Origin of the sequence: Azospirillum himalayense (assembly GCF_042657465.1) — a bacterium.
Taxonomy (GTDB): domain Bacteria; phylum Pseudomonadota; class Alphaproteobacteria; order Azospirillales; family Azospirillaceae; genus Azospirillum; species Azospirillum himalayense.
In genome coordinates, this window is sequence record NZ_JBHSLC010000005.1 from 222,818 (window position 1) to 236,896 (window position 14,079).

Annotated in this window: 9 protein-coding genes; 6 read left to right on the plus strand and 3 right to left on the minus strand. The window is 66.5% G+C overall.

What is annotated here, in order from left to right; translation table 11 throughout:
• The first annotated feature begins 127 nt into the window (after positions 1-127).
• The 3 genes from ACFPMG_RS04540 to ACFPMG_RS04550 all read left to right on the plus strand — a co-directional run bounded on the left by ACFPMG_RS04540 (position 128) and on the right by ACFPMG_RS04550 (position 3,724).
• Positions 128-1,729, plus strand: a complete 1,602-nt coding sequence (locus ACFPMG_RS04540; RefSeq protein ID WP_376994009.1) for a sensor domain-containing diguanylate cyclase — start codon at positions 128-130, stop codon at positions 1,727-1,729.
• Between the two features lie 161 nt (positions 1,730-1,890).
• A complete protein-coding gene (locus ACFPMG_RS04545; RefSeq protein ID WP_376994010.1) occupies positions 1,891-2,442 on the plus strand; it encodes a PAS domain-containing protein in 552 nt (183 codons plus the stop codon).
• Complete coding sequence (locus ACFPMG_RS04550) at positions 2,417-3,724, plus strand: methyl-accepting chemotaxis protein (protein ID WP_376994011.1); 1,308 nt, start codon at positions 2,417-2,419, stop codon at positions 3,722-3,724. The genes ACFPMG_RS04545 and ACFPMG_RS04550 overlap by 26 nt, the downstream gene beginning before the upstream one ends.
• Positions 3,725-3,838: 114 nt before the next feature.
• Here the strand turns inward: ACFPMG_RS04550 and ACFPMG_RS04555 are convergent, their stop codons facing one another.
• Positions 3,839-7,342, minus strand: a complete 3,504-nt coding sequence (locus ACFPMG_RS04555; protein ID WP_376994012.1) for a response regulator — start codon at positions 7,340-7,342, stop codon at positions 3,839-3,841.
• A gap of 137 nt (positions 7,343-7,479) precedes the next feature.
• Here ACFPMG_RS04555 and ACFPMG_RS04560 point away from each other — a divergent pair, with 137 nt between their 5' ends.
• Positions 7,480-8,298 carry an ABC transporter substrate-binding protein gene (locus ACFPMG_RS04560; RefSeq protein WP_376994014.1) on the plus strand — a complete coding sequence of 273 codons (819 nt, stop codon included), beginning with the start codon at positions 7,480-7,482 and terminating at the stop codon, positions 8,296-8,298.
• A gap of 18 nt (positions 8,299-8,316) precedes the next feature.
• Here the strand turns inward: ACFPMG_RS04560 and ACFPMG_RS04565 are convergent, their stop codons facing one another.
• Complete coding sequence (locus ACFPMG_RS04565; protein ID WP_376994015.1) at positions 8,317-10,161, minus strand: potassium transporter Kup; 1,845 nt, start codon at positions 10,159-10,161, stop codon at positions 8,317-8,319.
• Positions 10,162-11,067: 906 nt separating this feature from the next.
• Here ACFPMG_RS04565 and ACFPMG_RS04570 point away from each other — a divergent pair.
• The gene (locus tag ACFPMG_RS04570) at positions 11,068-12,516 is read left to right on the plus strand and encodes an AAA family ATPase (protein ID WP_376994016.1); all 1,449 of its coding nucleotides are present in this window, start codon (positions 11,068-11,070) and stop codon (positions 12,514-12,516) included.
• Positions 12,517-12,635: 119 nt separating this feature from the next.
• Here the strand turns inward: ACFPMG_RS04570 and ACFPMG_RS04575 are convergent, their stop codons facing one another.
• Positions 12,636-12,818, minus strand: a complete 183-nt coding sequence (locus tag ACFPMG_RS04575; protein WP_376994017.1) for a hypothetical protein — start codon at positions 12,816-12,818, stop codon at positions 12,636-12,638.
• A gap of 490 nt (positions 12,819-13,308) precedes the next feature.
• Here ACFPMG_RS04575 and ACFPMG_RS04580 point away from each other — a divergent pair, with 490 nt between their 5' ends.
• Positions 13,309-14,001 (plus strand): LuxR C-terminal-related transcriptional regulator, encoded by a 693-nt coding sequence (locus ACFPMG_RS04580; protein ID WP_059398793.1) that lies wholly within the window; start codon positions 13,309-13,311, stop codon positions 13,999-14,001.
• Positions 14,002-14,079 lie beyond the last annotated feature (78 nt).

Sequence of the window (14,079 nt, forward strand, 5' to 3'; positions counted from 1 at the left end):
CCATAGCGCGACAAGATGGCACACAGGGGCAAAAAGGCGCATCGGCTAACGTACTCCTGGTTTGCCCTATCGTGGCGCAAGAATCTTCCATGACGCTGTGGGGGCCATGCTGGATTCGGTCGGTTCAATGAGTCCTTCTGGGGATGCGGAGGAAACCCGGGCTGCGCTGTGGCGTGCGTTCGACACGCTGCCATCGGGGGTCTGCGTCACCACGGACACGGGGACCATCCTGTATGCCAATCCGGCTCTGCACCGTCTGTTGCGCTATGCGCCCGGTGGCCTGACCGGCAGCGACCTAGCGGCGCTCGAGCCGGAGGACGCCGTTCTCCCGGCGCTTCCGGACGCGTCGGGAGAACGCCCGCTGCGGCGCCTGGATGGCGAAACCGTCTGGGTGTCCGAGTCGGTCGGTCCCCTCACCGGCCCGTTGGGGGAGCGGCAGTCGCTGCGCGTCTACACCGACGTCACCCACCACCGGCAGGCGCAGGCCGCGCTGCGCGACCAGCTCCTGATGAAGGAGGTGCTGTTCGAGACGCTGCCGGTTCCCGTTTTCGTGAAGAACGCGGCGGGCGAGTACACCGATTGCAACGACGCCTTCGAGCGCTACACCGGGCTGGAGCGCCGCAGCATCGTCACCAAGACCGCCTTCGCCGTGATGGACCCGCGCATTGCCAAGGCGCACGCCGACCAGGATCGCGAATTGACCGTCAACTGGGGGCAGCGCAGCTACGAGGAGGCGGTTCCCTTCGTCGGGGGCACTACCCGCCTGTCCAGCCTGACCAAGGCCGTCTTCTGCGACAGTGCCGGAAACCTGGGCGGCATCGTCGGCGTGATCCACGACCTGACCGAGGGGTTGCCCAGCGAGGAGCGACTCCAGGCCATCCTGGAGCAGAGCCCGATCGGCGTGTCGGTGTCGCGCCGCGACGACGGCAAGATCATCTTCGTCAACACCCGATTCGCCGAACTGATCGGTTTGACTCGCGAGGATCTGATCGGCCGCCAAGCCCGCGACTATTATCTGGACCGGCACCAGAGGGAGCGGGTGATCGATCGCCTGCGTTCCTATGGGTCGGTGACCAACATGGAGGTGCAGTTCCGCCGGGCCGACGGCTCGTCCTTCTGGACTCTGTTCACCGTGAATCAGGCGGTGATCCAGGGCGTTCAGGTGAATCTGGCCTGGATCTACGATTATACCGACCGCCGCAACATGGAGGAGGCCTTGCGGGACATGGCGTCCCGCGACCCGCTGACGGGAATCTACAACCGCCGTTCCTTCATGGAACTGGCACGATCGCAGCTGGCCCGCGCCCATCGCTTCAACGAGCCGCTGTCGGTCTTCGTGCTGGACGTCGATCATTTCAAGCGCATCAACGACAGCTACGGCCACGCCACCGGTGACGATGCCCTGCGTATGGTGGCCGGCGGCTGTCAGGCCATCCTGCGCGAATACGACATTCTCGGCCGGCTGGGCGGGGAGGAGTTCGTGGTTGTCCTGCCCGGCGCCACCGCGGAGGAATCGCGCGTCGTGGCGGAGCGGGTGCGCCGTCACCTGTCCCGCATGGCGATTCCCGGCCCTGAGGGCCGCTTCCACCTGACCAGCAGCATCGGCATCTCCGCGCTGGACAATGCCTACGACACGCTGGAGAAGGCGATCCACCGCGCCGACCTTGCCCTCTACCGAGCCAAGCGCGAGGGGCGCAACCGGGTCGTCGTCTACGAACCGGGCATGTGAGCCGCCGTACCCTGGGGATGAGTGGTACAATTTGTCGCAGCTCGTGGCGGTCCGTTTTTAAAGCCAACTGATTATTACGTACGCTATGAGTCATTGGCAAAAGTTATTACCAACGGTCGAGTTGGTGACCTGTTTGTCAGGTGTTTGAGAGGCGGACGGTCATGGCGGTCGGCATAGACGGCACACACGGTGGCTTGACCGGACAGGAGCGGACGTTTCACCGCGACGAGATCATCGTCTCGAAGACCGATCTCAAGGGCTGCATCACTTACGCCAACGACGTGTTCCTGCGCATCAGCGGGTACCGCGAGGCGGACCTGCTGGGACGGCCGCACAACATCGTCCGCCATCCGGACATGCCCCGCTGCGTCTACAAGCTGCTGTGGAGCCGCATCGAGGCCGGGAACGAAATCTTCGCCTATGTGATCAACCGGGCGAGGAACGGCGACCATTACTGGGTGTTCGCCCACGTCACGCCGGTCTTCGGCAATCCCGACAGCGGGAACGGGCGGACCATCACCGGCTACCATTCCAGCCGGCGCGTTCCGGCGCGGCCGGCGGTGGCGGCGGCGGCGGGCCTCTACGCCGCGCTGCGGGCGGAAGAGGCGCGGCACGCCGACCGCAACGCCGCGATGACGGCTTCCGGCGCCATGCTGGAAAAACTCCTGCGCGACAAGGGCACGAGCTATGACGAGTTTGTCTTCAGTCTCTAAAGCGCTCGCCGCCATCGCTTTGGTTGCCCTGTTGTCGGCGGCGCAGGCGGTGCATGGTCTCGCCACCGGCAACATCACCGCCGGTGTGCTGGGCTTGCTGGCAGTCATACCCTGTCTTGCCGCGATCCGGTGGCTGAGGCTCACCAACCGGACCATCCGGAAAGCCATGACGGTGATCGCCGCGGCGGAGAAGGGCGACCTTCAGCCGCGCATCCTGAACATCCACGGCAACAGCCCCATCGCGGACATGCTGCGCACCATCAACCGCCTGCTGGACCGTGTGGAGTCCTTCGGCAAGGAGGCCAACGCCGCCATGCAGCACGCGGCGGAGGGACAGTATTACCGGCGCATCGTGATGACCGGCATGGTCGGCGAGTTCGGGGCCTATTCCCGCCAGATCAACGACGGGCTGGCCGCGATGGACAGCAAAAGCCGCGAGTTCGTGGAAAGCGCCACCCGCATCGGCGCCAACATCAAGGAGGTCGCGCAGAGCCTGTCGGCCAGCGCCGCCCAGCTCGAAGCATCCTCCACCGCCATGACGGCGACCGCGGCCACAGCCAGCGAGCAGTCCTTCTCCGCGGCCTCGGCGGCGGAGCAGGTGTCGTCCAACGTGGACGGCGTGGCCGCGGCGACCGGCGAGGTGTCGGGCGCCATTGGAGAGGTGGCCCAGGGCGTGTCCCGCACCGCCGATCTCGCCCGCAGCTCGGTGGAGAAGGTGCGGGAGGCCGACGCCACCATCCGCTCCCTTCTCGCCGCCTCCGATCAGATCGGCGCGGTCGTTCAGCTCATCAACGACATCGCCAGCCAGACGAACCTGTTGGCGCTCAACGCCACGATCGAGGCGGCGCGCGCCGGAGAAGCCGGCAAGGGATTTGCCGTGGTGGCGACCGAGGTGAAGAATCTCGCCAACCAGACGGCCCAGGCGACGGAGGACATCACCGCCCAGATCTCCCAGGTCCAGTCGGTGACCCGAGCGACGGCAACGGTGATCCAGCATGTCGGCGGCATGATCCACGACATCGACGAGATCGCCGTCGGCATCGCCAGCGCCGCCGAACAGCAGAGCGCGGCCATTGACGAGATCAGCCGGTCCATCCGCGAGGCGTCGGCCGGCGTGCGCACCGTGGCCGACGCGGTGACCAGCGTGTCCTCGGGCGCACAGGACGCCAGCGCCGCCGCCAGTCAGGTGCTTTCATCGGCTGGAGAGCTGGCGCGCCGCGCCGTGACGCTCAACGGCGACATCGACAGCTTTGTCGCCCGTGTCTGTGGCGGGCAGCGCTGAGCATCGAGCAAGCCTGACCACACGGCCGGGGCGGTCCCGGAAAAATTGAATTCCATGGCCTGAAGGCGCCGGACCAAACACAGGATGTTCCGGGAGGCCGGATGTTCCGGGAGGCTAGGTCGTCCCGGAGCCGCCTGTCCGAAGTCCGATCGTCTCCAGCGCCGCCCGGTCATTGTCCTTCGGGGTGGCGGTGTGCTCGGCATCCCGTACGGCGTCCTTGAGGGCGGCATCCAAGCGCTGGATGCGGTCGCTGCCGATGCCCGCGACATCCTGGCGGCGGGCGGCGGCAACCAGTTCAGCGGCCAGCATGGAAGCCTCGGCAAAGCCCACATTGCCGGCCGAGCCCTTCAGGATGTGGGCCGAGCACTCCACCGCCGTGAAGTCGCGATTCCGAGCCGCCAGCCGGAGTTGGTCGAGATGGTCCGGCGTCTCGCGGCGGAAGATGTCCATCAGCAGCGCAAAGCCTTCATCGCCGATCGCGTCGCGCAGATCCCGGCGCTTGGCATGGTCGATCCGCGGCGGCGGGCCCGTCTCCGGACGCGGTGCCGGCTGGTCTGGTTCGCTTGGTTCCGGGACGCCGGTCCACCGGGCGACGGTTTGCAGCAGCTGCTCGGCCACGATGGGCTTGGCCAGGTAATCGTTCATCCCGGCGGCCAGACAAACGGCCTGATCCCCTTCCATGGCGTTGGCGGTCATGGCGACGATCGGAACACGAGCTGCCGCTCCACCCATCCGGCGGATCGCCTGCGTCGCCGCCAGCCCGTCCATTTCGGGCATCTGGACATCCATCAGGACGAGGTCGTAGGGCAGGGCGGCGACGGCGTTGACCGCCTCCAACCCGTTCGACACGGAATCAACCGCATGGCCACCCCGGCGCAGCAGGGCGAGGGTCACCTGCAGGTTCACCGGATTGTCCTCCGCCACCAGGATGCGGCGCCGCAAGGGGCCGGATAGGGGCGATCTGCCGGATCGGGTCGATCTGGATGTGGCCGAGGTGGGCGCGGCCACCGGCGGCAAAGCCCTCGCCGGCGAGGCGAACAGGCATGAGACGGCGTTGCGGAGCGCCGTTGCGCGGATCGGCTTGACGATCCGCACCGCCACGCCGGCGGCATCCCCCTCCGGATCACCCATGCGGTGGGAGGTGGCCAAGGCCAGGGGCAGGGTGGCCAGCGCCGGTTCGGCGCGAATGCGGACGGCCAGCTCGGGCCCGGTCAGGCCCGGCATGCAATGATCGAGGATGGCGGCGTCGAACGGGCGCCCCTCCACGCTGGCGTCCAGAAGCCGGCGCAACGCGTCCTCTCCCGTGGCCGCGGATTCGGTTGCCAACCCCAGCGCGGCGAGCTGGCGGGCCAGCAGGTCGCGATTCACCGCCAGATCATCCACCAGAAGAACACGCCGTCCGGTCCAGGCGCCCGGCTCCCCCGCCATGGGGGTGGTTTCCGCCGTTGCACCACGCCACAGGGGAATGACGGCCCAGAACACGCTGCCCTCTCCAGGCATGCTGTGGACACCGATCCGCCCGCCCATCAGCTCGGTGAGTCGCTTGCAAATGGCGAGGCCCAGCCCGGTTCCTCCATGGCGCCGGGCCGATGACCCGTCCACTTGGCTGAACATGGAGAACAGGCGTTTGTGGTCGGTTGCGGCAATGCCGATGCCCGTATCCCGCACTTCGAAGCGGACGGTCACCGGCGTGTCCTGCGGCGGCTTCCCCCCGGCGTCCTCCGGCTCCGCTCCGTTTCCCTCAGAGGAGAGGCTGTCCGGCTCGACCGACAGCACAATGGTGACGCTGCCCTGATCGGTGAACTTGACCGCGTTGCCGGCAAGATTGATCAGGATCTGGCGCAGCCGTCCGGGATCGCCCCGCAGCGGGCCGTGCAGGGCCGGCGGGACGTAGCTGGCCAGCTCCAGCCCCTTCGCGGCGGCGCGCGGGGCCAGCAACTCCACGACGCTCTCGACCAGCGGCACCGCCTCGAAGTCGGTTATCTCCAGCGTGAGGCGACCGGCGTCGATCTTGGAGAAGTCCAGGATGTCGTTGATGATGGTCAGCAGCGATTCCGCGGAGTCGCGGATGGTGTCGGCGTAACCCCGCTGCTCCTCGTCGAGGTTGGTTTCCTGAAGAAGCCCGGCCATGCCGATCACCCCGTTCATGGGTGTCCGGATCTCGTGGCTCATGGTTGCCAGGAACTCCATCTTGCTGCGCTGCCCGGCCTCGGCCTTCTCCTTGGCATCGGTCAGTGCCCGCTCCACCCGCTTGCGCTCCGACAGGTCACGGAAGAATGCGGCGAAGAGGATGCCCTGCTGCGTCTGCACTTCGGCCAGGGACAGGTCGAGGGGAAACACCTCCCCATTCATCCGCAGCCCGTTGACCTCCCGGGAGAAATTCGGACCGATCCGCCGGGTGCCCGCGGCGATGGCCTCCATGATGCGGCTGTGAGCCCCGTGATGCTGCGGTTCCATCAACTCCTGCACATCGCGCCCGACCAAGCCGCCGGGCGGGTAGCCGAAAATTCGGTGGGCCGCGCTGTTGGCCGTTTCGATGACGCCGTCCACGCGGACCGTCAGGATGCCTTCCACGGCGGTTTCCAGAAGCGTGTTGAAGCGGGCGTTGCCGTCCTCCAACTGGGCATCCTTGCGGTGCAACAAGGTCAGAACGGCGGTGAACAGCAGGATGGTCAGCCCGGAGCCCAGCGCGACGAGCGCGATCTCCAGCTGGTTGGTCCACCAGCCGGCCAGTTCCTCGTCTTCGCTGCGGCTGATCGCCAGAACCAGCGGCCAGACCGGCGTGGCGCGATAGGCGGTGATGCGATCTACACCGTCCGGAGTGGTTTCATGGAACACGCCGCCTTCCGACGCCGGAAGATGGACCCGGAACAGCTCATTCCCCGCCATCGGCGTGCCGATTCCATTCGTGCCATCCTGCGGAAGCCGGGTCAGGAGAAGGCCATCGCGGCGGTAGAGCGACACCGTCCCGTGCAGCCCGTTGCGCACCGCCCGGAAGATGCTTTGCAAGTACTCGGGATTGACAGAGGCGATCACCACCCCCAGGAGGGTTCCATCCGAGCCGTGAATGGCCCGGCTCATCGGCAGCACCCATTTGCCCGACCGGTCCTCCGCAGCTCCGGCCGGCGTCAGGAAGCGCCCCCGCATCGGGTTCCCGACATGGAGACCCTTGCTCTGACTGGGCAGGTGGGCGCGGAACAGATCCAACTCCACGAAAGAGGTGCCGAGCAGCCGAGGGTCCTCCGTGGTACCCACCAGCACACCGCGGCGGTCGAGCACCAAGAAGCCGCGGATGTGCGGTGACCGGCGCAACCGTTCCTGAAGCAGGAGAACCAGCGCTCCATGCTCATGGCCTTGGGTCGGCTGGCCGTCCAGCAGCATTCTCAAATTCACCGCGTCGCCCACCGACGCCAGGGTGACGTCCACCGTCTGAACCGTGCGGCTGATCGAGGATTCCAGAGCGCTTGCCAGATTTTCGATGTTCTCCGCCGCGTTTTTCAATGTAAGGGTGCGGTCGGCGTGGATATCGTAGGCGAACTCGAACAGAAGAGCCATCAACGACAAGAAGGCCAAAGCGAGAAGGGCGCCCCGATGCTGCAGCAGGGCAAGCTTGGCCATCACGCGCGGCTCCGTGGGGTATGCTGAGTTCGCGCGAATCTTAACAGCGGGCGTGCGAAGCGCAAGCCCGCGCTGTGCAGACGGGGGGCGTGGTGCTATCCTGCCGCAGTGGGAGCCGGTTTACGGGGGGCAAGGCCGTGCGACGTCTTTCCATCGCACTGTCGGCGTTGGCGTTTCACGCTGTCCTCCAGTCCGTGTTTCTGCTGTGCGGCGCAACGCCGGTCCGGGCGGAGGCGCGGCTCGACAGGGTGCAGCGCATGGGACTGCTGCGCGTGTGCATCTGGCCGGACTATTACGCCATCTCCTTCCGCAATCCGTACAGTGGAGAGCTTCAGGGCCTGGATGTCGACATGGCACGGGCCTTCGGCCAGGATCTGGGCGCGCAGGTCAGTTTCGTGGAAAGCGGTTTCTCGACCATCATCGCCGATCTGCTGGGCGATCGTTGCGACATCGGCATGTTCGGCATCGGCGCCACCGCTTCCCGCGCGGAATGGATCGCGTTCAGCCAGCCCTATCTGCGCAGCGGCATCTACGCCGTATCCTCCCAGACGCACCCGCGCATCCTGCGATGGGACGATCTGGACCAGGACGGCATGGTGGTGGCGGTTCAGAAGGGCACCGTCATGGACGATTACGCCAGCCGGACCCTCCGCAAGGCCAGTGTCCGCATCGTCTCCGGACCTCAGGAGAGGGAGGAGGAGGTGCAGTCCGGGCGCGCCGACGCCTTTCTGACCGATTATCCCTACGGCCGGAAGGTGCTCGCCGTCCACCAATGGGCGCACCTGATCACGCCGGACGCTCCGGTCCAAACCACGCCCTACGCCTATGCGGTGGCACCGGGAGACCCGGTGTGGCTGGACCGGGTCAACCGATTCGTCGAGGCGGTCAAGCGCGACGGGCGGCTGGAGTCCGCCGCCGCCCGGTTCGGTCTGACCCCCATCGTGGCACGGGATTGACGGGCACGGGATTGACGGTCAGATCTCGACCTGGGTGCCCAACTCCACCACGCGGCCCGGAGGGATGCAGAAGAACTCCGTGGCCGACAGGGCCGTCTTCGACAGCAGGATGAAGGCGGGCTCGCGCCAGCCCGGCAGGCCGGTCGACCGTGACGGGATCAGCGTCTCGCGGCCCAGGAAGAACGACGTCTCCATCATGTCCAGATGCAGGCCGAAGCGGCGGCACCGCTCCAGCGCGCGGGGAATGTGCGGCTGCTCCAGATAGCCGAAGCGCAGCACCACGCGGAAGAAGCCCTTGCCCAGCTTCTCAACCAGGACGGCGCGGTCCGGAGAGACGCGGGGCACCTCCTCCATGATGACCGTCATGACGACCACCCGCTCGTGCAGCACCCGGTTGTGCTTGATGTTGTGGAGCAGGGCGTGGGGGACGACGTCTGGGTTGCCGGTCATGAAGATGGCCGTCCCGGCGACGCGCTGCGGCGACTGCGGCGTGACGCGCTGCAGGAACAGGTCCATCGGCAAGGCGTCGGCGTAGAGCCGTTCCGCCAGGATGCGGCGGCCCCGGCGCCACGTCGTCATCAGCGTGTAGACCGCCGCCGCGATCAGCAGCGGGAACCAGCCGCCGTCCGGCACCTTCAGCAGGGTCGCCCCGAACAGCGCGAGGTCGATCACCAGCAGGATGGAGAAGGCGGCCACGACCAGCAGAGGATTCCAGCGCCACAGCCGCCACGCCACCACAGCGGCGAGGATGGTGTCGATGGCCATGGCCCCCGTCACCGACACGCCGTAGGCGGCGGCCAGATTGCTGCTGGACCCGAAACCGATCACCAGGATCACCACGCCGATCAACAAAAGCCAGTTGTTGCGCGGGATGTAGACCTGGCCGACCTCATGCTCGGACGTGTGGCGGATCTCGCGCCGTGGCAGGTAGCCCAACTGCACCGCTTGGCGGGTCAGCGAGAAGGCGCCGGAGATCACCGCCTGGCTGGCGATGACCGTGGCCGCCGTGGACAGCAGGACCAGGGGGAGTTGCGCCCAGTCCGGAGCCAGATGGAAGAAGGGGTTCTCCAGCGTTTCCGGCTCGTGCAGCAGCATGGCGCCCTGCCCGAAGTAGTTCAGCAGCAGCGCCGGCAGGACGAGGTAGAGCCACGCGATGCGGATCGGCGCCCGCCCGAAATGGCCCATGTCGGCGTAGAGCGCCTCGGCCCCGGTGACCGCCAGGACCACGGCGCCCAGCGTCAGGAAGGCCACCCAGCCGTGATCGACGAACAGCGCCGCCCCGTAGAGCGGGTTGAACGCGCGCAGAACGTCCGGCCAGTGCAGCACCTGGATCAGGCCCAGCACCGCCAGCGTGGCGAACCACACCCCCATGATCGGGCCGAAGAAAATGCCGACCCGGCCGGTGCCCTGCCGTTGGAACAGGAACAGCAGAGTGAGGACCGCCAGCGTGATCGGAACGATGTAGGGGGACAGGACCGGGGTGACGACCTTCAGCCCTTCCACCGCGCTCAGCACCGAGATGGCCGGGGTGATCAGGCTGTCGCCGTAGAACAGCGCCATGCCCAGGATCGCCAGCGCCATGATGGCGCGGTTGCCCGCTCGGGAGCTGAGTCCGCGGTGGGCCAGCGTGCCCAGGGCCAGGACGCCGCCCTCACCCTTGTTGTCCGCCCGCATCACGAGCAGGACGTATTTCAGCGTCACCACGATGATGAGCGCCCAGGTCGCCAGCGACAGGATGCCGAGGATGGTCGGCTCGTCGAGCGGCAGGCCGGTGTGGGTGAAGGATTCCCGCATGGTGTAGAGCGGGCTGGTCCCGATGTCGCCGTAAACCACGCCCAGCGCCCCCAGGACGAGGGCGGGCATGCGGTTGGCCTGAGGGGGGTGGCCCGGGGGAGGGCTGCTGGGAGCGGAGTTGGGGGCGGCGCCGTTCGGTCCGTCGCCGGTTTGCTGGTTGGCGCTGTCCATGATGGTCCGTTCGTTCGGATCGCGGTCCGGTGTTGGGAGTCCCTCCTTGCGGGCGGAACGCTTCGGCCGCGAACCTTCTCCTTACATCAACCGCTCACCACAAGACCATATGGTTCCGGTGGTGCGGGGGTGCCAGCCGCAGCGTGCAAGGCGGCGCGGATCAGCGCCATCAGCGTTGGTCCCAGCGTCGAACCGAAGAGCCTGGATGGGAACAAAAATCGAACAACCTGCTTGTTGTTCATTTTTTGTTCTGTTAGGATTTTTCTATCGACGCTGACATCGGGCGTTTCGACGTCGCCCGCCGCGGCGCGGCCAACCGATCAAGGGAGATTGCCATGTCGATCCTGGTTTTCCTGCGCGAGCTTGCCGGTCTGACGGCCCTCTTCGGTACCCTGTTCGTCTGGACTCTGCTGGGCCACGCCGCCGGCTTCTGAAACGCCGGACCGCCCGAATGGAGTCGCCATAAGGGTTGGACCTCCTCCGGATAATAATCCGAAATCCCAGGCAACCCTTGGCGACGCATCGCTTACATCCGGAATGCGTCCAACGCAGCCGCCGGGCACCTCCAGCTGAGCCGGGGTCGGCCGGGGCGGGGCGGGCGACGCGACGATCAGGCCACCGGCCGAGGCCGGCTGGTGACGACAACGCGGAATTCTGGGATCGGGACGGATGCGAAACTTCTTTCGGAAGCGGCGGGCGAGCGCCGATGCGGATGACCGGATGTCCATGGGTGGCGGCATCACGGGTGGTGGAGCAGCCGGACCGGGCTCCTCCCCAGGCAATGCGGCTCTCGGCCATCCGCCGATGCAATCCCAGAGCCCCGTCGCGGGCCGTCCGGCACCGCATCTGCGCCCGGTCGGCGGAGCGGCGGGAGGCGGGCTCGGTGGTGGGCTGGGCGAGACGATGCGCGGCCCGTCGGGGCTGCGGCACGATGCTCTCAACAGCCCGCTTGGCGGCGGTGGTGGACTGGGCGGCCAGCGCGGTCAAGCTCCCGCCGATACGGATCTTCCACGCTTCACCATGACCGTGAATGGCGGGCTGCGTGGACCGGGGGCGGTCGGTGCGCCGGCGATGCTGAAGGGGCTCACCCCCGAACTGAACGGCCTGCTGCGCGAAGCCTTCACGCCGACGCGGCCCAAGCAGCAGTTGAACTCGCTGTTCATCGGCCGGACCGACACGCTGAAGCGCATCATCTCCGCCATCGAGGAGGAGCGGGCGCACGTCATCCTGTTCGGCGACCGTGGCCGTGGCAAGACCTCCGTCGCCAACGCCATCGAGAAGATCGCCGGCCAAGCCGGCTACCTCTCGCTGAAGCTGACCTGCAGCGCGGAGCTGAGCTTTGAAGACATCTTCCGTCACTTCCTGAAAAAGATCCCCTCGACCTATTACCGCTCGGGGATGGACAACCCCTTCGCCTCGCGGCGCAGCTTCACCAGCTTCAACGAGCTTCTGCCCGAGGGCGGGTTCAGCGTGACGGAGCTGAACGAGGTTCTGTCGGGCATCCACGCCACCCATGTGCTGCTGATCCTCGACGAGTATGACCGCGTCACCGACGAGGACTTCCGCAACAAGCTGGCCGAGCTGTTCAAGAATCTCACCGACAGCTCGATCCCGGTGACGCTGCTGGTGGTCGGCGTGGCGGAGAACCTGGATCAGCTCCTGGGCAAGCACCCGTCAATCCAGCGCTCGCTGGTGCCGGTGCATCTGCCGCTGATGACCGATGTGGAGATCGGGCGCCTCATCAACGCGGGAGCCGAGAACGCCGGCATCGCCTTCGCGCCGGAAGCTGTGGACCGCATCTGCGAGTTCGTCCGCGGTCTGCCCTATTACGCCCAGCTTCTTGGACTACACGCCGCCCGCAGCGCGGTCAGCCGCGGCTCGACGGTGGTGGAGCGGGACGACCTCGCCTACGCCGTCACCCGTTGCCTGCAGGAGGCGGAGCGCGGCATCGTCGACTCCTACGCCCGCGCGCTGGCCGCCGAACGCCGCGCCGAGCTGGAGGATGTGCTGCTGGCCTGCGCCCTGTGCCCGGCGGACTCCTACGGGACCTTCGATCCCAAGGAACTGGCCGGACCGGGTGGCGCTCCGCCGACCAAGGAGGCACTCGGCATCCTGGAACGGCTCTGCCGTGAGGAGTATGGCGGCGTTCTGGCCCCGGTGGTCGAACCGGGCTGGACCCGCTACCGCTTCCGCAATCAGATGATGCGCCAGTATGTGCTGATGCGGCAGGCCCACGAGCGCGGCCAGATCTGACCGTCCATCCACGGCAGACCGGTCCGGAGAGGCCCCTTTCCGCCGCCAGGCGGGGAGGGGCCTTCGTTCTTTTTGGCGTCCACTCCGGCGTGCATTCCGGCGGCCGGAGTTCCCAATGGTCAGCGCGAATCGAGCAGCATCGCGGCGAGAACCGCGCCAGCCACCAGCGTGCACAGGGCGAACACGATGGCGAGGCTGCGCAGGAACTGGCGTATCTCCCCCTGTTTCCAGGCGCTGCGGGCGAGAAGCAGCAGGTAGCCGGCCGCGGCCGCGCCGATCATCGTCCACATCAAGCCACGCACCGCATTCTTCGAGAAGGCTCCCTCCGCATGGTGTTATGACCTACGGTGAAGGGGTGGCGGTGATCATAGGACGGGCGCGGCAAGGGGTGGATGCGCTTCTTTGGCATGTGTGCCTCCTGCCCGTTTGGGGTCGGGAACTTTTGGCAACTCACATGAACCGATCATCCCCCATGCGCATCCAAAGCGTGCGCCCTCGTGCAAGAAAGTGGTAGAAAAACCGCAAAGTATCCATTCGATTGGGGGTGGCGAGTACTTTGAAAGAGATGCAGTAATCCATGATTAAAAGTAGCTTTGCGCATATGCCTAATGCGTTCTTCTTTTAATCCCACAGAGTGGTACCGTGTTGCACGACACAGGGGTAAGGTCATCCAAAATATCGGCACGTCAATGCCATCGGTGGGGCACGGGTGGGGAAACCTCGGGTGATTGGTAGCCTACAAGATTGCCCAGGGAGTCAGAGCAATTTTCCAAAAATCGCGGGAGCTGACCAATGGAACCAGTGCGTGCTTTTCTGATCGACTCCAATAAGCTGTTCCGCGAAGGCCTGAAGAGGCTTCTCGACGATTCACCCTTTCAGATCGCCGCCGAGGCGGGGAACCTGCGTGAGGCGCTGAACTCCGTGGAGAACGGCCTGCGTCCGCAGCTCATCCTGCTCGATCTGGTGAATGGGGGCGAGGAGGAGGCCGACGGCATGCGCCGCCTGCGCGCGCAGCTTCCCGAGGCGCGCATGGTCATCCTGACCAGCGACCTGTGCACCCGCCGCCTCGCCAACGCGCTGGAGGCCGGGGCCGACGGCTACCTGATGAAGGATCTGTCGTCCGACGCGCTGGCCCAGTCGCTGCGCCTGGTGATGATGGGCGAGAAGGTTTTCCCGACCCATCTTGCGGCCCTGCTGATCTCCGGCCGGGTGAACGGGAACGGCACCGACATGCCCGTGTCGCGCAAGGGCCTGTCGCAGCGGGAGGTCCAGATCCTGCGCTGTCTGCTGAACGGCGACAGCAACAAGATGATCGCCAACCACCTGAACATCACCGAGGCGACGGTGAAGGTCCACCTGAAGAGCCTGCTGCGCAAGATCAACGCCTCCAACCGCACGCAGGCGGCAATCTGGGCGCTGAACAACGGCATCGGCGGTGAGTTGGCCGGGGCCGGTGCGGTGACCGCGGCGGCGGCCCACCAGTAACCGTTCTCCCGCGGTCATCTCCACCGGTGCAGGCGCCGGACCGGCCCGCCATACCCGTTCGGGGTGGCGGGCCGGTCC